We start from the raw sequence: 18100 nt of genomic DNA on the forward strand, positions 1-18100 counted from the left end.
GACGCTTCGGAGAGACGGGGGGTGGAGATTGGGGTTGAAGCGGGCGTGCTGAGAGATTGGCGCATCGGTTTGATTTTGGTCTCTGGGGCTTACGAGCCTAGGACCTTTGGTCTGTTGCTCTTTGAAAATTTATATATCTGAAGAGATATGTGGGCGGTTTGGTTCATTCGATGGATCAACCTGTGCATATATCAACGCTGGTAGGGTCGTATATGCATACGAACCGATGACCAGTGTCAGCTTCACTGTTTGGAGGGTTTCGGTTTCTTTTGAAACTGAAGCACAACCAAACGGTTAAACTGTCCCATTTGAACAATGGGACGATATGTGCAGAGGTTCGACGTCAAGGACACGATCGCAAGATCGTTTCAACTTGAGAGTTTGATCCTGGCTCAGAACGAACGCTGGCGGCAGGCCTAACACATGCAAGTCGAGCGCAATCCTTCGGGATCGAGCGGCGGACGGGTTAGTAACGCGTGGGAATGTACCCTTCTCTACGGAATAGCCTCGGGAAACTGAGAGTAATACCGTATACGCCCTTTTGGGGAAAGATTTATCGGAGAAGGATCAGCCCGCGTAAGATTAGATAGTTGGTGGGGTAATGGCCTACCAAGTCTACGATCTTTAGCTGGTTTTAGAGGATGATCAGCAACACTGGGACTGAGACACGGCCCAGACTCCTACGGGAGGCAGCAGTGGGGAATCTTGGACAATGGGCGCAAGCCTGATCCAGCCATGCCGCGTGTGTGATGAAGGCCTTAGGGTCGTAAAGCACTTTCGCTAGAGATGATAATGACAGTATCTAGTAAAGAAGTCCCGGCTAACTCCGTGCCAGCAGCCGCGGTAATACGGAGGGGACTAGCGTTGTTCGGAATTACTGGGCGTAAAGCGTACGTAGGCGGATCAGAAAGTATGGGGTGAAATCCCAGGGCTCAACCCTGGAACTGCCTCATAAACTCCTGGTCTAGAGTTCGAGAGAGGTGAGTGGAATTCCGAGTGTAGAGGTGAAATTCGTAGATATTCGGAGGAACACCAGTGGCGAAGGCGGCTCACTGGCTCGATACTGACGCTGAGGTACGAAAGTGTGGGGAGCAAACAGGATTAGATACCCTGGTAGTCCACACCGTAAACGATGAATGCCAGTCGTCGGGTAGCATGCTATTCGGTGACACACCTAACGGATTAAGCATTCCGCCTGGGGAGTACGGTCGCAAGATTAAAACTCAAAGGAATTGACGGGGGCCCGCACAAGCGGTGGAGCATGTGGTTTAATTCGAAGCAACGCGCAGAACCTTACCAACCCTTGACATCCTATGACAACTCCAGAGATGGAGCCTTCCTTCGGGACATAGTGACAGGTGCTGCATGGCTGTCGTCAGCTCGTGTCGTGAGATGTTCGGTTAAGTCCGGCAACGAGCGCAACCCACATCTTTAGTTGCCAGCAGGTTAAGCTGGGCACTCTAGAGAAACTGCCCGTGATAAGCGGGAGGAAGGTGTGGATGACGTCAAGTCCTCATGGCCCTTACGGGTTGGGCTACACACGTGCTACAATGGCAGTGACAATGGGTTAATCCCAAAAAACTGTCTCAGTTCGGATTGGGGTCTGCAACTCGACCCCATGAAGTCGGAATCGCTAGTAATCGCGTAACAGCATGACGCGGTGAATACGTTCCCGGGCCTTGTACACACCGCCCGTCACACCATGGGAGTTGGGTCTACCCGAAGGCCGTGCGCCAACCTGGCAACAGGAGGCAGCGGACCACGGTGGGTTCAGCGACTGGGGTGAAGTCGTAACAAGGTAGCCGTAGGGGAACCTGCGGCTGGATCACCTCCTTTCTAAGGATGTTTCTAGCCAGATCAGCTTGCTGATCTCGTGAAACACTTAGCAGATCTCCGCTTCTCACGAAGCGGCGCCCGAAATGGGTGTATGATCATAGAGACGCAAGTCTCAGTTTGGGATCGCAAGATCTCAGACAGAGCCAGGCCGTCCTCATATCTCTTCAGAAACACGCGGCAGCAGCCGTTATCGGCAGCTGTTCGGTGACATAACCACTGAGTGCTGCTCGCACACTGGTTTTGTTTTGCTTATGCAGAATGAAAATCGGGTCGGTAGCTCAGGTGGTTAGAGCGCACGCCTGATAAGCGTGAGGTCGGAGGTTCAAGTCCTCCTCGACCCACCACCCCACTTTCCGCTTCGCGGACAAGTGGGAATAACAGGTCCTCTTGGTGACAAGCGACAGGGTAGTCTACGCAGTGGACTGTCCCGACAGCGGGTCTCAGGATTACACCCTGCCTCGCAGAACATGACTGAGTGCTTCTCGCAGACTTTCCCTGAAAGTCGGCTGCCAGCACGCCCAGTCAATTTGCGGCGCAAATTAACTGGGGCCTTAGCTCAGCTGGGAGAGCGCCTGATTTGCATTCAGGAGGTCAGGAGTTCGATCCTCCTAGGCTCCACCAATTTACTTTGATTAGATCTTCAAGCATTCCTTTGAATGTTTGAACGTCCAATCGGACGTGGCTTCGCAAGAAGCCTTGACATCGTTTAGAGAGATATAATCAACAATACTGTTGGTCGCCCGAGTAAGGGAGAGACCTCAGATTGGTGCTGATCTTCCCTTCGGGGGCGTGATGCAAGCCTGTACGACATCTGTTTCCTCGGATGTTTATGGGTATGCCGGACTGAAACGACGGTGTTGTCCAAGTCAAGTAAACTAACCCGAGTACGTTCTTCAGTCACCTCCCGCACGGATGGTGATTGCATACGGGACGTGCTCAAATTGTTCGCATCATTACTATGGTGCGAGCGGGAAAGTATGCTTTTGATATCAGAGATATATGGGAACAGTTTCTTACCAGCTTCTGTTCTCTGATTGACGCAAGTCTTTCTATTTCTGGATCAAATCAAGCGCGAAAAGGGCGTTTGGTGAATGCCTTGGCAGTAAGAGGCGATGAAAGACGTGATACTCTGCGATAAGTCATGGGGAGCTGAGAATAAGCTTTGATCCATGAATTTCTGAATGGGGCAACCCACCTGATACTTTCTTATTTATACTACTTTGTTGAGACTACGAAAGGGTTCGCCCTCAAGTAGCGCTCCGCGCGGTAGGGCAAAATAAGTTGGTAAACCAGGTATTTTTAACCTGAATACATAGGGTTAAAAAGGCAAACCCGGGGAACTGAAACATCTAAGTACCCGGAGGAAAGGAAATCAATATGATACTCCCCTAGTAGCGGCGAGCGAACGGGGACCAGCCGAGCCAGATGAGTGAGAAGAACATGTTGGGAAGCATGACCATAGCGGGTGATAGTCCCGTATTCTAAGCTCTGATGGACGTATTAAGTAGGGCGGAACACGTGAAATTCTGTCTGAAGATCGGAGGACCACCTTCGAAGGCTAAGTACTCCTTACTGACCGATAGTGAACCAGTACCGTGAGGGAAAGGTGAAAAGCACCCCGACGAGGGGAGTGAAACAGTACCTGAAACCGAACGCCTACAATCAGTTGGAGGGCCCCAATGATCTTCGGATCCGGAGGCCTGACAGCGTACCTTTTGTATAATGGGTCATCGACTTGGTCTCACAAGCAAGCTTAAGCCGTTAGGTGTAGGCGCAGCGAAAGCGAGTCTTAATAGGGCGCATGAGTTTGTGGGATCAGACCCGAAACCGAGTGATCTTGGCATGGCCAGGTTGAAGGTGCAGTAACATGCACTGGAGGACCGAACCCACATCTGTTGAAAAAGATCGGGATGAGCTGTGCCAAGGGGTGAAAGGCCAATCAAACTCGGAGATAGCTGGTTCTCTGCGAAATCTATTTAGGTAGAGCGTCATCCGAATACCCTCGGGGGTAGAGCACTGGATGGGCAATGGGGGCATACAGCCTTACTGACCCTAACCAAACTCCGAATACCGAGGAGTACTAGATGGCAGACACACTGCGGATGCTAACGTCCGTAGTGAAGAGGGAAACAACCCTGACCTCCGGCTAAGGCCCCTAATTCATGGCTAAGTGGGAAAGCAGGTGGGACGACCAAAACAACCAGGAGGTTGGCTTAGAAGCAGCCATCCTTTAAAGATAGCGTAACAGCTCACTGGTCTAAATAAGTTGTCCTGCGGCGAAGATGTAACGGGGCTCAAGCCATGAGCCGAAGCCGAGGATGCACGTAAGTGCATGGTAGCAGAGCGTAGTGTGACATAGATCCTATCCTCTTTAGTGTCCTTCGGGGCATTTTGGAGGACCGGATCTTTCGATGAAGCCGGGGCGTAAGCCATCCGGTGGAGAGATCACTAGTGAGAATGATGACATGAGTAGCGACAAAGAGTGTGAGAGACACTCTCGCCGAAAATCCAAGGGTTCCTGCTTAAAGCTAATCTGAGCAGGGTAAGCCGACCCCTAAGGCGAGGCCGAAAGGCGTAGTCGATGGGAACCAGGTTAATATTCCTGGGCCAGGAAGTGGTGACGGATCTCAGAGGTAGTTCATCCTTATCGGATTGAATGGGCTGCTGAGAGGTCCCTGGAAATAGCCCTTCCATGAGATCGTACCCTAAACCGACACAGGTGGATAGGTAGAGAATACCAAGGCGCTTGAGAGAACTATGTTGAAGGAACTCGGCAAAATACCTCCGTAAGTTCGCGAGAAGGAGGCCCGGTTTCTACGCAAGTGGAAGCTGGGGGCACAAACCAGGGGGTGGCGACTGTTTATTAAAAACACAGGGCTCTGCGAAGTCGTAAGACGACGTATAGGGTCTGACGCCTGCCCGGTGCCTGAAGGTTAAAAGGAGGGGTGAGAGCTCTGAATTGAAGCCCAGGTAAACGGCGGCCGTAACTATAACGGTCCTAAGGTAGCGAAATTCCTTGTCGGGTAAGTTCCGACCTGCACGAATGGCGTAACGACTTCCCCGCTGTCTCCAACATAGACTCAGCGAAATTGAATTGCCTGTCAAGATGCAGGCTTCCCGCGGTTAGACGGAAAGACCCCGTGCACCTTTACTACAGCTTCACATTGGCATTAGGCCGAGCATGTGCAGGATAGGTGGTGGGCTTCGAAACCAAAACGCTAGTTTTGGTGGAGCCTCCCTTGAGATACCACCCTTGCTCTGCTTGATGTCTAACCGCGGTCCGTTATCCGGATCCGGGACCCTGTGTGGCGGGTAGTTTGACTGGGGCGGTCGCCTCCTAAAGCGTAACGGAGGCGCGCGAAGGTTGGCTCAGACCGGTCGGAAATCGGTCGTTGAGTGCAATGGCAGAAGCCAGCCTGACTGCGAGACTGACAAGTCGAGCAGAGACGAAAGTCGGTCATAGTGATCCGGTGGTCCCGAGTGGAAGGGCCATCGCTCAACGGATAAAAGGTACGCCGGGGATAACAGGCTGATACTGCCCAAGAGTCCATATCGACGGCAGTGTTTGGCACCTCGATGTCGGCTCATCTCATCCTGGGGCTGGAGCAGGTCCCAAGGGTACGGCTGTTCGCCGTTTAAAGAGGTACGTGAGCTGGGTTTAGAACGTCGTGAGACAGTTCGGTCCCTATCTGCCGTGGGTGTAGGATACTTGAGAGGAGTTGCCCCTAGTACGAGAGGACCGGGGTGAACGAACCACTGGTGGACCAGTTGTCGTGCCAACGGCAGTGCTGGGTAGCTATGTTCGGACAGGATAACCGCTGAAGGCATCTAAGCGGGAAGCCCCCCTCAAAACAAGGTATCCCTGAGGGCCGAGGTAGACCACCTCGTCGATAGGCCAGAGATGTAAGCGTGGTAACACGTTCAGTTGACTGGTACTAATTGCCCGATAGGCTTGATTTGATCCAGTAATAGACAGACTGTTAGCAATAACAAAAACTCTGTGAACGACAATCAAAGCATACATTCCAACCGTGTCATAGGTCGCCATAACTGGCGGCACGACACGTATCAGACTATACGAGACTTGGACAAAACGAAGGCATCTGCCCCCGGGCAGGCCACAACATTGTTGGTGCAGGAACGCGCCTTTGCTTCGCAAAGACACTGTCTCCTGCTCGGCGCGCTTGCTCTGCAAGCACGCCGTATATCTCTCCAAAGCGGGGATTTTCCTCGGTTTGGTGGTCATAGCGCAAGTGAAACACCCGGTCCCATCCCGAACCCGGAAGTTAAGCACTGTTGCGCCGATGGTACTGCATCTTAAGGTGTGGGAGAGTAGGGCACCGCCAAACCTAGAAAAATCCCCAACGATAAAACAAATAGAATACCTTCAGAACAATCAAAACCTCCTGAAGGATGACACGTCTCTCCGCAGACCGGTGAAGAGACAAACGGCCGAAAGCTACGATAGCAAGAGGCTAAGGTAGATGTTCGAAATCACCCTCGTGGTGAACAAACAAATACCAGGGCTCAAGTAGCGTAAGCGATAGCCCACTATAAGTGTCGCGGGATGGAGCAGCCCGGTAGCTCGTCAGGCTCATAACCTGAAGGTCGTAGGTTCAAATCCTACTCCCGCAACCAATATCTTATGCAGCAAACACAGATACTTAACGCCACCTACGGGTGGTCGCTTGCGTTTGTGATATCTCGCTCGGTGCTACGCTGGTGCTACGCTGGTGCTACACTGTGCAGCAAAGTACAGCAACGTTGAGCCGCTATGAAGGACGCGAATCTTGCGGCCATTGAATGCTGAAGATCACCCAACCACAACGGATCGGCGCATTTACCGTCAGCACTGTCAGCCAATCGGGGCGAAGCAGTCGAAAAAGTGCCCGGCCGTTGCCGGTTGAGCATCCTTTGCAGTGTGAAGCTGATGTGTGACCCTTACCTGCTGGTCAACTCAACCACCCTCATTCCTGCCTTTCCCTCGCGGCTAAAGCCTATGTTTAGACCCTTACGCCTTAACACTGGTTGAACCCGGCGCAGGGCCGCGCCAAGCCGGGCCTCAGACCCTCCCTTTGGCAACTCGTGAAGGCTGGGGTTTCGATTTCATCTAAAAGCCGAGCGGGAAAATCACTTGCCCGCCGGGCGGTTTCATTAAATTTGTTAACTAATTCGAAGTGCTTCCCTTGGCTTAGATGTAAATTGTCCTAAATATCCGTTAAGATTGTAAGGGTTTCTGACCTGCATTTATCGCGTATTTCCGAATTTGCGCGTTTTTATCGAGCTTGGTTGGCTCGGTTTTTGAACTAATAGTGGAGTTATTCATGATTGGTCGAGTAAATTTTGTAGCGCTTATTATCAGCGTTTCCTCGCTGGCTTTGGTAGGCCAAACGGCTAGTGCTGAACAGCGCTGCACGAAAAAAACGGTAAAGCAATCTGTTGCTACTGATGCACTGTGCGGGTGTACCGTGGTTACAACTGGGATGCTCCGCTACATACAGAGGCGGCCGGATTTCGATGAGATTCTGCTGCGAACGTCTGTCGAATGCCCCGCCTTTGCAGCTGTTCTTACCGATTTGCCTACGGCTTCGTTCGCAGCGGACGAACCAGAGAGGTCAGGCGAAGATCGCGAAACTGAGGCCGGGGAACGCGGTAGTCGTGGTAACAGTGGCAGCGGTGATGGCGAAGCCGGTGAGAGCGGCAGCGGTGATGGCGGCTCAGGCGGAAGCGGTGATAGTGGCAGCGGTGATAGTGGCAGCGGCGACAGCGGTGATAGCGGCAGCGGCAGCGGTGACAGCGGCAGCGGTGACAGCGGCAGCGGTGATAGCGGCAGCGGTGATAGTGGCTCCGGCGAAAGCGGCAGCGGTGATAGCGGCAGCGGTGATAGTGGCTCCGGCGACAGCGGCAGCGGTGATAGCGGCAGCGGTGATAGTGGCTCCGGCGACAGCGGCTCCGGCGACAGCGGCAGCGGTGACAGCGGCAGCGGTGATAGTGGCAGCGGTGATAGCGGCTCCGGCGAAAGCGGCAGCGGTGATAGCGGCAGCGGTGATAGTGGCTCCGGCGACAGCGGCAGCGGTGATAGCGGCAGCGGCGACAGCGGCAGCGGTGATAGTGGCTCCGGCGACAGCGGCAGCGGTGATAGTGGCTCCGGCGACAGCGGCAGCGGTGATAGTGGCTCCGGCGACAGCGGCAGCGGTGATAGTGGCTCCGGCGACAGCGGCAGCGGTGATAGTGGCTCCGGCGACAGCGGTAGCGGTGATAGTGGCTCCGGCGACAGCGGTAGCGGTGATAGTGGCTCCGGCGACAGCGGTAGCGGTGATAGTGGCTCCGGCGAAAGCGGCAGCGGTGATAGTGGCTCCGGCGACAACGGCGGCGACAACGGCGGTGGTAACGGCGGTGGTGGCGGCGGTGGTGGCGGAGTTAACGGCAATAATGGGGGCGGTAACGGTCCCGAGGGTGGCAGCCCTGGTCAAGGAAGTGGCGCCAATGACGACGAAACCTAAGGATGAACTGGCCTAGGTTACGCCTAAGGTAATAAATGCCCGCTTGCATGCAGACACGCGCCTTTAGGCGCGTGTCTATTGGTTAGGCGATATTCAGCCCGTCTTGAAGCCGCCAACCCAAGCAGATGGAAGTTGCGGATTCTGCATGCGTAGGAACAGGTACCGCGTGTCTTTCCAAGAACGAATTTTATTTGTCAGGTTGTCCAGCACTAGGTCGCCGTTCTCCGAGCGATAAACCAGCACGGCGTGTGCGTTGCGCCGCCTGTCCAGCACTGTGGCAAGCAGCAATTTTCTTGGATCGACGCCGCGCCGAATTAGTTCGCGTTTTTTGAGAAGAGCAAAGTCCTCGCAATCGCCGCCACGCTGGGTCGGGAGTGCCCAAAGCTCCGCACGATTGTACTGACTTTGGTCACTAATGCTCCGTGTGCGTGCATTTACATTAGCGTTAATAGTGCGGATCAATCGCCATTCTTGTGGATAAGTCAAGTTAGCAGAATTTGAACCTTCACAGGCCCAGGAGTACTGTCGGCACAGCGCTTTGGCTCCAGATGGCGGTGGCAATTGAATGGTGGCCGTCAGATAGGCATTACCTGTCGCGGCAGCCATGCTGGGGGCCACAGAGGCCAATGCCACCAACAACAACTGAAGCAGCAGGCGTGGCGCGGGTATGGGGTGCCTTTGGCGAGGTTGTACCGGATCTGATGGCATTTGGGACACTCCAAATTGAAAAACTCTTCGTTCGTCGGCTTTCGAAGAGGGGAATCCTTCATCGTGCCGACGCTAAGAAGGACGGTCGCAACAAAAAACGGCGGAATTCAGCATGAAATTGTGACTTAATGTAGCATAATGTGGCACATCTGTTGCAGGAACTTGATCCAGAAAAAGAGCGGGTCGATGACTGACTGGTTTAGGGTGCAACGCCCGCTCGACAGGGCGCGGTAGACAACAGAAGTCCATATCCGGCGTTATGACTTACCAACCTGGACGCTTGATCAATCGAATTGTCCGGAAGTGCGGGATCGTCTGAATGCTGAGTGCGACAGCAGCATTGGTCCCAATGGGCTCGTTCCGACCATAAGCTGTGATCCAAACGAAGGTCGGCTATGGTCGTATCATGGCACTATCTCAAATTTTATCGTCAGCATCGTCAGCATCGTCAGCATCGTCAGCATCGTCAGCCGACTGAGGTCGTGTGCATGGCTGACGATGCTGAAGATGGATTAAATGCTTGTGATCTGGATGAGCCGTTCGCCTGATTTCCCGCGACGTTCAAAGCTGATTGCAATGCGCCCTCTGCGAAGGGGCGGTTGCACACGTCGAAGCGCTGCACTGAGTTTGTTTTCCTGGCGTGGAAAACTGTACGGGTCATCTGTGAGCGTCGGAAAGCGTTGGCGCAGGGTTTGTTTGAGATCGGTCGCGGTGCCTTCCCAATGCTTCTGAGCGCCCATGAGGCGCATGACTGCCAGGGCTACTGGGTTGTTTTCGATTGCGGATTGGTCGCTGGTCTCTCGGTTTGCTGCGTAGGAGTCCAGAAATGCCCCCTCAGGCCACCCTAAGGCTGGCGCGGCGGCTACTACCCATTTTGCAAAGTCCGCCATTCTGGGGGCTTCTGAGAGACTCACGGAGTCAATTCGGGAAAGGGCCGTCGAAACCGCATCCAGGAGCGCCCCCAGAATGAAGGGGGCCGCTTTGGCGAAGTCTCGATTGAAACTACCAAGTGTGCGGCGTTCACGTGATGAGATCACCGGCAGGGTGACGCCAATAGAGCGGTCGGCCAGATCGGGGCGCGCCGCCAGATCGGGAATGCCGTTCAACAGACAGGGACGGGTCGCGTTGAACAAGACTTCATCTGTGTCTGTGTGCAGTTTCCTTGTGCCAAAGCCACCACCAGTGGCAATCCGGCAAAAAGCATCAGCCATCATTGGGCGGATGTTAGACAGATTGTCGAAAGACAGGACATGGTTGTGTTTGGCTGCGATTACCAAATCCTGTTCAGTTGAAGGTGTGCTGCGGGTGCTGGGATTGGCTGGATCAACCAGGCTGCGCAAGATCTGCGCTGTCGTGCTTTTGGCGCTGCCCTGTTCACCTGACAGGATCAGGATGGGGTAGGGGCCTTTGGGGTGAAAACAGCCGACAACCCAGGCGACAAGCATCCGGAAGTCATCGTCATCTTTGACATTGAGGAAGGGGCGCAGAAGCTCGATGCCGCCGCTGTGCCGTTCTGGAACGGGGAGAGCATCCATGGATGGTGACCGGCGAAACCGGGCCATTGGATGGGTGACCACCTGCCAACCCTCGGCGGTAATTGCGACCGCCTGCCAATTCGCATCCCCTAGGCTCAGGACTCATAACCAGAAGATCACGGTTGCTGCGAGAGCGATGGCGGACAGGAAGACCTTCGGGCATCGGTCACAACGGGTAGCCACGCGCCGCCAGTCTTTCAGGCGACCAAACATGATCTCAATCCGGTTACGTCTTTTGTAACGACGCTTGTCGTACTTGATGGTTTTGTCTCGCGACTTTCGTCCAGGGATGCAGGGCGTTATTCCCATATCTACAAGGGCCTCTCGGAACCAATCCGCGTCATATCCGCGATCTCCCAATAGCCAGTCGGCCGCTGGCAGACTATTCACCAGAGCTCTTGCCCCAGTGTAATCGCTAACCTGACCGGCGGTCAGGAAGAACTGGATCGGCCGCCCAATCGCGTCCACTGCCCGGCAGTGGTTTGCCTGCAAACCATGAGAGGGGTCACGGCATGCAACTTCGTGTTCATACCGCCCTTGGTACGTCCGATCAGACGTCCACGCCCCCTTTTTTTACCCGCAGGCTGGAGGCCGTGCGATGTGCCTTGAGGTAAGTTGCGTCAATTGAGATCGTCTTGTTGTCAGGAACCTCGGCTGCCAGCCCCATCATAATCCGCGCGAACACTCCCATGTCGCTCCACCGTTTCCAGCGGTTGTAGAGCGTCTTGTGTGGACCATACTCCTTGGGCGCATCACACCAACGCAACCCATTGCGATTGATGAAAATAATACCACTTAACACTCGACAATCATCGACCCGTGGCACGCCATGACTCTTCGGAAAATAGGGCCGAAGCCGAGCCATCTGATCTTCGCTCAGCCAGAAAAGATTACTCATAAAACCCCCGTAATTTGGGGCCTTGAATCATGCAGAACAGATAGCCTCAAGCAGATTAATGGCTCCTGAGCCTAGAGGGTTATTTCTACGCCGGGGAAAACACTGCCTCTAAACGCTACGGGTTTCGTCCTTTAGTTGTGATCGGATATTTTCGATGGCCGTACCGGCAAGACTTTCCGCCACTTGGGAATCCATTTTGGAGATGATCTGATAGAGCGTATAGCCTGGCTCTGAAACATAGCCGCCACGGTCGTGATGATATCTGCCCCTGATGTACTTTTGTTTGGAGTAGGTCTCCCAGATGGGTCGGAAGGCACTTGCTGCGGTTTCGAGGGCATGGAACTTGGGAAGAGGCTCTCGGCGCTCAGAGAGTTCCTTGTTGAGGGCCATCGCATGGAACTTGGCTTCGTGGCGAAACTCCCTTTCGTCATCATCCTCGCCAGGAAGGGGAATGATCTCTCCAATCGATTGCGTCAGCGCCTCTGAAATGTCTTGGAGATAGTTCAGAGGTTTTTCTGGCCCGTTTCGCGCCTCGGCAGACCGATGTGCTTGCGTTCCCCTTACTTGAGAAGAGGTGAGGTACTTGCTAACGCCCTCTTGGATCATGGATGCCGCGATATCGCTTTTGGATACTTGGCGAAGGGCATAGGCCAATTGCTGTGCAGCAAGACCTGCACTAAATAGATGCTTGCCTGTGTGCTTGAGAAATCCGCTTTTCTCGATGGTCTTTGCCTGCTTTCCGGACAGGTAGGCGCGTGCAGTGTTGTGAACTCCCAATACAAGCTCAACTGGCTGCGGTGATTTATCGAAGAGGCGGGTGAAATTAATAAAAAAATCAGGCGTGTAGACGTCGCTTAGGTCAGAAAATAGATCATTGCTGACCATCAATCGTTGCCAGACTTCATTCCGTAATTTCTTGCTCATCGTCGCCTTGCTCCGGTTGCATATATCCAAACATTACATCCGTCGCCTTGTTCACGGATTCACGAACCGGGTCTAGGTTGAGCCGTGCATAAATCGCAGTTGATTGCTGGCTGCGGTGCCCCAGTGATTTACCGATGATGTAGCCATTTGCCCCCGTCGCGGCCTGGTAGCTGCCCAATGTGCGCCGCAGATCGTGAATGCGCAGATCTTCAATGCCAGCCTCGATCAGGATGCGTGCCCAGGCTTTCTTGGGGTCCGCCAAATGCCCCGTTTTGCCCGCCCCTGGAAACACCCAGGGGCTTTCACTTTGCCACCTGCGTTCGGTCAGGATTGCCATTGCCTGCTTGGGAAGGTGGATGGTCTGTGCTTCGCCGTTTTTGGTCTCTTCCACACGCCAGGTCTCAACGCTGAAGTTGATATCCTTCCACCGCATTGCCAAGGTGTTCGACTTCCGCGCCCCGGTGAGAAGGGAAATCATGATGAAATCCCGAGCGGCCCCGTTTGGCTCATTGGCCAGTGCCTCGAAAAAGCGAGGCAGTTCATCAGGTTGCAAGAACCGATCACGGCTCCTTTCTTTGAACTTTTTGACGCCAACGGCTGGGTTTGATCCATCCCAGCCCCAATCTATTGCCTTGTTGAAGATGGAGCGGATGCGTTCCAGCAAGCGATTAGCTTGGTAAAGTCCATTCTCTTTGCCGATCTTGGCGTGAAGTCGCTCCACCTCACTTCGATCAATCAACGATATCTTTCGCTTGAACCAATGCGACAGGAATTTGTTCACCTCACGCTCGTCATAGGTCCATGAGCGTTTATGCACCTTTGAGTACTTCTCCATATATTCGGTGAACAGCGCCGCAAAGGTCATTTCATCCCGAATGGCGCGGCGCTCTTTCTGCGGATTTTGACCGCTGACAATATCACCCTTTGCCGCCGCTGCCGCCTTCCTGGCGTTCTCGATGCTGATATCCGGAAACCGCCCCAGGAGGACGCGTTCAGGGCGTCCGTCAATCCGCTTGTAAAGGTAGAAGCTCTTGGTTCCGGTCTGCGTCACCGCCATCACCAGGCCCTTTTCCCGGTCGTCGTAATAGTAATCCTTCTTGCCTTTGTCAGCATTCGGGGCCTTCAACAAAGCGGCCTTGGTGAAGTTCAATCTATGGTTGGTCAAAATGTATCCCTCAAATCTCGTGCTACAACAGTGCTACACTGGTGCTACGTTTCTGAGCGATCTAGCGCAACGTAGGGAGTGGGCGGGGTGGCTTGATAGTTTGATATCATACTGATAAATAACGAAATTTACTGGTTTTCAATGTTCGTCAATAACTCGCCTATGAGGCTCATAGCCTGAAGGTCGTAGGTATAAATCCTACTCCCGCAATCAATATATCACCGCATATACAATACGTTACCAGACGGTCCGTTTCTGGTGGAATAGGTTCGGGTCGTTGTTCGCCGCGCAGACCCGCAGAAAACGTATCCAGCAGATGCGCGCCCAGTCCAATTGGCAATGGCACATGGACGAAGTTTTTGTGAAGATCAACGGCAAGACGCAAGTCTTTGGCGTACTGTGGATCACCAAGCTGAGGAGTTGGAAACCTATGTCACCAAACGCCGGGATCGAAAGGTGGCGTTGAAACCCCTACGAAAAACCATAAAACGCTGTGGGGGTCCGCATGTCATCGTAACGGACAAACTTCGATCCTACGGTGCTGCCATGAAAGTCGTAGGCAATGCACAGAACCAGGAAACTGGCCGTTGGCTAAATAATTGGGGGGAGAATTCTCACCCACTGCCCGGCAGGGTATGTTTACATGCCCGAGAGGGGTGAAGCGCCCCCTTTACTCACGCGTCAGTTTCACGCTCAACCGCGCTACCGCTCTCGCCGAGTGGCGCCAGCTTTGTGCGCTATAAGGGACAGCGTTACTGACCTTACAGAGACTGGTTCGCATCCGTCTGACACTGCCGAAAAAACGGGTTCCAAAGAAGCAGAGCCATACGTCAAAGCGCATCTTTGAACGGTTGCGTGATAAGTATCATTTTACGGGCGGCATCAGAATCGTGAAGGATTATATCTTCGCAGTCAGGCAGCGTCAGCGGGAGATTAGGCAAAGACAAAGTCAGGTGGGCCGAGGACATCGATATCGATATCACGCAAAGTGATCGTGAACGCATCTAGTGTGATCACGGTATCAGGGCCCGATTGCGCAAAACCGAGATCCTCGAAGTCGCTCACATTGGTGATGTTCTCGAAGCGGATGACATCGATGCCGTCTTCGAAGTCGGTAATAAAATTCGCCCCGTCAGACTCGTCAGTGAATTGAAAAACGTCCGCGCCATCCTGACCATACAGCCAATCGTTGCCAGGATTGCCGGATGGCGCATCGTCTTCTGCTCCACCAACGGGTTCGCCGTCGCCACCCTGCGCAAAGAGTTGCTCGTCGCCTGCAAGCCCGTTCAAGCTGTCGTTGTATGGGTCGCCGTAGATCAAGTCAGCGCTGCCAGCAAGTAACGGATCAGCGCCCGGCAGGTCGATTGTGTAGCTGTCAATCAGTGTGCCGCCATCCGCAATCGACCAAAACTCAAAGGTGATCGACGCGTCGCTGGCCTGGACCAACATGGTGCCGTAATCGTCATTGTAGCGCGCCTCACTGCCCGGGATCGGGGTGTCGAATTCACGTATAATGCGCCCGCCAAGCCCCGTGACGAAATAAGGCAGCGTCTCCCCGTCGCCATTGTTGTCGCGCAGAATCCGTTCGTAATCGTGATCGTGGCCGGTAAGGACCGCTGTGACGCCCCAGTCCTCGAAGGGCCACTGCAGAGCCGAGTTCGATCCGTGAAACCCGGAGGAATAGGACGCGTGGTGAAAGTAGACGATCTTGTATAACGCATCGGAATTTGCCAACTCCGTTTCGAGCCACTGTGCTTGGTCTGAGGTGCTGGATCGACCATCGGGTTCCTGACCATTGCTGTTGAGCGCAAAGAAATGGACGGGGCCCGTCTGGAAATCATAGTAGCGCTCGTTGCCCGGAAGGGAGAAGTAATCCAGGTAAGCACCCAAGCCGACATCGCTGTAGTCGTGGTTGCCGAGCGACGGGAAGAAGCGGTTGACCTCGCTTCCCGGTCCGTAGGCCCCGGAATAATTGCCGATATAGTCACCAAAGGAGGGCCCGATCTGGTCATCGATTGGTAGCGCGTAACCATTGTCTCCGGTGGTAATGATGAAATCGACATTCATGCCGTCAATCATATCAGCCATAGACAGCATGCCCGGGCTAACTATGTAGTCTCCAAAGGCCGCGAAGCGCACTTCGTCGATATCCGTGACCGCGACTGTCAGGCTGCGGGTGACGCTAAGCCCGCCCGGGTCAATGGCGGTGACATCGAGATCGATCTCGTCGCCCAGCTCGTAGTCGAGGCGAATCCCATTCTTGAGTTTTAGCTGGCTGCCCACGACCTCGAACCGCGGATCGCTGAGCAGGAAGCTGTGGGTGTCGCCCGCATCAGGATCTGTCACGCTGAGAGTTCCGGCGACGACGCCCGGCGCATTCTCGACCAAGGCCTGGCCTGGGAGGAAGACGATATCGGTCGGTGCGCCTCCGCCGCCGCCATTGACAAACACAAAGTCGATATAGTCGGTGCGCAGCGGTTCGCTACCATCCTTGAAGCCGACGAACTCGATCACGTCACCGGCTGTCAGCGACAGGTCGCTGATGATGTGTTCGGTAAAGGAGGTCTGGTCGGCCGTCGCCGATCCGGCATCGGCATTCCAGATAAAACTGTCGACCTCAAACCCATTCACCAGGATGCTCATTTGCGACTGGCCGTCGGACTCGTCGAAATGGCCAATTTCCAAATCATAGATGCCACTGGCCGCTGCAAATGCATAAGATGCGCGCTGCTCGCCGCTGCCGTTGGCCTGCAGATATTGGCCGCCGGAACCATGATTGTTGTTCTTAACGGTAAACCCGCTGAGGATAGTGAACGTCTCAGCTTCGACCCGGAACGGATCCGGCGGCGCCGCGGACAGGTCAACCGTGAACCCCTGCATAGACGGGTCGGCCGACACGAAATTGCCGCTGGTGTCCTGAACTTCGGCGGCCATAAGGGCAACGTTATAGCTGCCCTCGTCGGCCACATCCCAGGTTCCGCCGGGCGCGTCCACCGTATAGGTCGCGGTGCGCGGGGTTCCATCACCGCCGATGTCGACGCTGACGGCGCTGACCGTGAGTGCACCACCCGGCCCGGTGACGGTGATGTCACCGGTATCGATTGAGGACACATCAATCGCCACGTTGTCAGAGAAGGTCACGGTGACATCCATAGTGGCGCTACCGGCCCCAGCAGGGCCGACGTCGGGCGCCAAAGACGACTGGATGAAAGGCGATGTCGTATCACCGCCGCCGCCGCCATCGACAAACACAAAGTCGATATAGTCGGTGCGCAGCGGCTCACTGCCATCCTTGACGCCGACGATCTCGATCACGTCACCGGCAGACAGCGACACGCCACTGATCGCGTGTTCGACAAAGGAGGTCTGGTTGGCGGTGGAGCCTCCGGCGTCGATGTCCCAGACAAAGTTATGGATCTCGGTCCCATTCACCAGGATGCTCATTTGCGACTGGCCGTCGGACTCGTCGAAATGGCCAATCCCCAGATCATAGCTGCCACTGGCCGCTGCGAACGTGTAGGACGCCCGCTGCTCGCCGCTGCCGCCAGCCTGCAGATACTGCCCGCCCGAAGCCTGATTGTTGTTCTTGACGTTAAAACCGCTGAGGATAGTGAACGTCTCAGCTTCGACCCGGAACGGATCCGGCGGCGCCGCCGATAGATCAACCGTGAAGCCCTGCATAGACGGGTCGGCCGACACGAAATTGCCGCTGGTGTCCTCAACCTCGGCGGCCAGAAGGGCAACGTTATAGCTGCCCTCGTCCGCCACATCCCAGGTTCCACCCGGCGCGTCCACCGTATAGGTCGCCGTGCGCGGGGTTCCATCACCGCTGATATCGACGCTGACGGCGCTGACCAAAAGCGCACCGCCCGGACCGGTGACGGTGATGTCACCGGTATCGATTGAGGACACATCAATCGCCACGTTGTCAGAGAAGGTCACGGTGACATCCATAGTGGCGCTACCGGCCCCAGCAGGGCCGACGTCGGGCGCCAAAGACGACTGGATGAAAGGTGATGTCGTATCACCGCCACCGCCGCCATCGACAAACACAAAGTCGATATAGTCGGTGCGCAGCGGCTCACCACCATCCTTGACGCCGACGATCTCGATCACGTCACCGGCAGACAGCGACACGCCACTGATCGCGTGTTCGACAAAGGAGGTCTGGTTGGCGGTGGAGCCTCCGGCGTCGATGTCCCAGACAAAGTTTTGGATCTCGGTCCCATTCACCAGGATGCTTATTTGCGACTGGCCGTCGGATTCGTCGAAATAGCCTATCCCCAGATCATAGCTGCCACTCACCGCTGCGAACGTGTAGGACGCCCGCTGCTCGCCGCTGCCGCCAGCCTGCAGATAGGCCCCACCCGACGCGACCGAATTGCTCGCGACCTTGAAGCCGCTCAGAAGATCGAACGTTTCCATTTCAATCTGAAATGTGTTGCCGATTGCCAAATCGCCACTCCAGTGAGCCACGGACCTAAGTGCCTATGCAAAGTGCCTATCAATCTCGACGCGAAAGGCCGTTTCA

General features: G+C 54.8%; 7 protein-coding genes, 3 tRNA genes, 3 rRNA genes and 2 pseudogenes. 9 read left to right on the forward strand and 6 right to left on the reverse strand.

Features of this window, described 5'->3' with window-relative positions; all coding sequences use genetic code 11:
* The first annotated feature begins 369 nt into the window (after positions 1-369).
* The 7 genes from QPJ95_RS09215 (at position 370) to QPJ95_RS09245 (ending at position 8339) form a co-directional block, all read left to right on the forward strand.
* Positions 370-1836 (forward strand): 16S ribosomal RNA (locus QPJ95_RS09215).
* A gap of 267 nt (positions 1837-2103) precedes the next feature.
* Positions 2104-2180 (forward strand) — tRNA-Ile (locus QPJ95_RS09220).
* A gap of 201 nt (positions 2181-2381) precedes the next feature.
* Positions 2382-2457 (forward strand) — tRNA-Ala (locus tag QPJ95_RS09225).
* Between the two features lie 442 nt (positions 2458-2899).
* Positions 2900-5796: ribosomal RNA gene (locus tag QPJ95_RS09230) — 23S ribosomal RNA — on the forward strand.
* 274 nt (positions 5797-6070) lie between these two features.
* Positions 6071-6185: ribosomal RNA gene (gene rrf, locus QPJ95_RS09235) — 5S ribosomal RNA — on the forward strand.
* The 16S, 23S and 5S rRNA genes sit together here with 3 tRNA genes alongside, the layout of an rRNA operon.
* 212 nt (positions 6186-6397) lie before the next feature.
* A tRNA-Met gene (locus QPJ95_RS09240) sits at positions 6398-6474 on the forward strand.
* Positions 6475-7319: 845 nt separating this feature from the next.
* Entirely contained in the window at positions 7320-8339 is a 1020-nt protein-coding gene (locus QPJ95_RS09245) for a hypothetical protein (RefSeq protein ID WP_286018254.1), read from the forward strand.
* Between the two features lie 93 nt (positions 8340-8432).
* Here QPJ95_RS09245 and QPJ95_RS09250 read toward each other — a convergent pair whose 3' ends face one another.
* Positions 8433-9047, reverse strand: a complete 615-nt coding sequence (locus QPJ95_RS09250; protein ID WP_270921225.1) for a transglutaminase-like cysteine peptidase — start codon at positions 9045-9047, stop codon at positions 8433-8435.
* 512 nt (positions 9048-9559) lie between these two features.
* On the reverse strand, positions 9560-10387 hold the full coding sequence (locus tag QPJ95_RS09255; RefSeq protein WP_270921224.1) for a DNA-binding protein: 828 nt from the start codon (positions 10385-10387) through the stop codon (positions 9560-9562).
* 72 nt (positions 10388-10459) lie between these two features.
* On the opposite strand from QPJ95_RS09255, the gene QPJ95_RS09260 reads away from it, so the two are divergent.
* Positions 10460-10591 carry a hypothetical protein gene (locus tag QPJ95_RS09260; protein WP_270921223.1) on the forward strand — a complete coding sequence of 44 codons (132 nt, stop codon included), beginning with the start codon at positions 10460-10462 and terminating at the stop codon, positions 10589-10591.
* A 93-nt stretch (positions 10592-10684) separates the two neighbouring features.
* On the opposite strand, the pseudogene QPJ95_RS09265 reads toward QPJ95_RS09260, so the two are convergent.
* The 3 genes and pseudogenes from QPJ95_RS09265 to QPJ95_RS09275 form a co-directional block, all read right to left on the reverse strand.
* Positions 10685-11480, reverse strand: a pseudogene (locus QPJ95_RS09265) (IS5 family transposase).
* A gap of 108 nt (positions 11481-11588) precedes the next feature.
* The gene (locus tag QPJ95_RS09270; protein ID WP_270921202.1) at positions 11589-12404 is read right to left on the reverse strand and encodes a hypothetical protein; all 816 of its coding nucleotides are present in this window, start codon (positions 12402-12404) and stop codon (positions 11589-11591) included.
* A complete protein-coding gene (locus QPJ95_RS09275; RefSeq protein WP_270921201.1) occupies positions 12382-13569 on the reverse strand; it encodes a tyrosine-type recombinase/integrase in 1188 nt (395 codons plus the stop codon). Before QPJ95_RS09275 ends, QPJ95_RS09270 begins: the two co-directional genes overlap by 23 nt.
* 232 nt (positions 13570-13801) lie before the next feature.
* Here QPJ95_RS09275 and QPJ95_RS09280 point away from each other — a divergent pair.
* Positions 13802-14312, forward strand: a pseudogene (locus tag QPJ95_RS09280) (DDE-type integrase/transposase/recombinase); the annotation flags it as partial.
* Positions 14313-14502: 190 nt separating this feature from the next.
* Here the strand turns inward: QPJ95_RS09280 and QPJ95_RS09285 are convergent.
* The gene (locus tag QPJ95_RS09285) at positions 14503-18024 is read right to left on the reverse strand and encodes a metallophosphoesterase (RefSeq protein ID WP_286018255.1); all 3522 of its coding nucleotides are present in this window, start codon (positions 18022-18024) and stop codon (positions 14503-14505) included.
* Between the last annotated feature and the right edge of the window lie 76 nt (positions 18025-18100).

It is taken from the genome of Parasedimentitalea psychrophila (assembly GCF_030285785.1).
In the GTDB taxonomy this organism is placed as follows: Bacteria; Pseudomonadota; Alphaproteobacteria; order Rhodobacterales; family Rhodobacteraceae; genus Parasedimentitalea; species Parasedimentitalea psychrophila.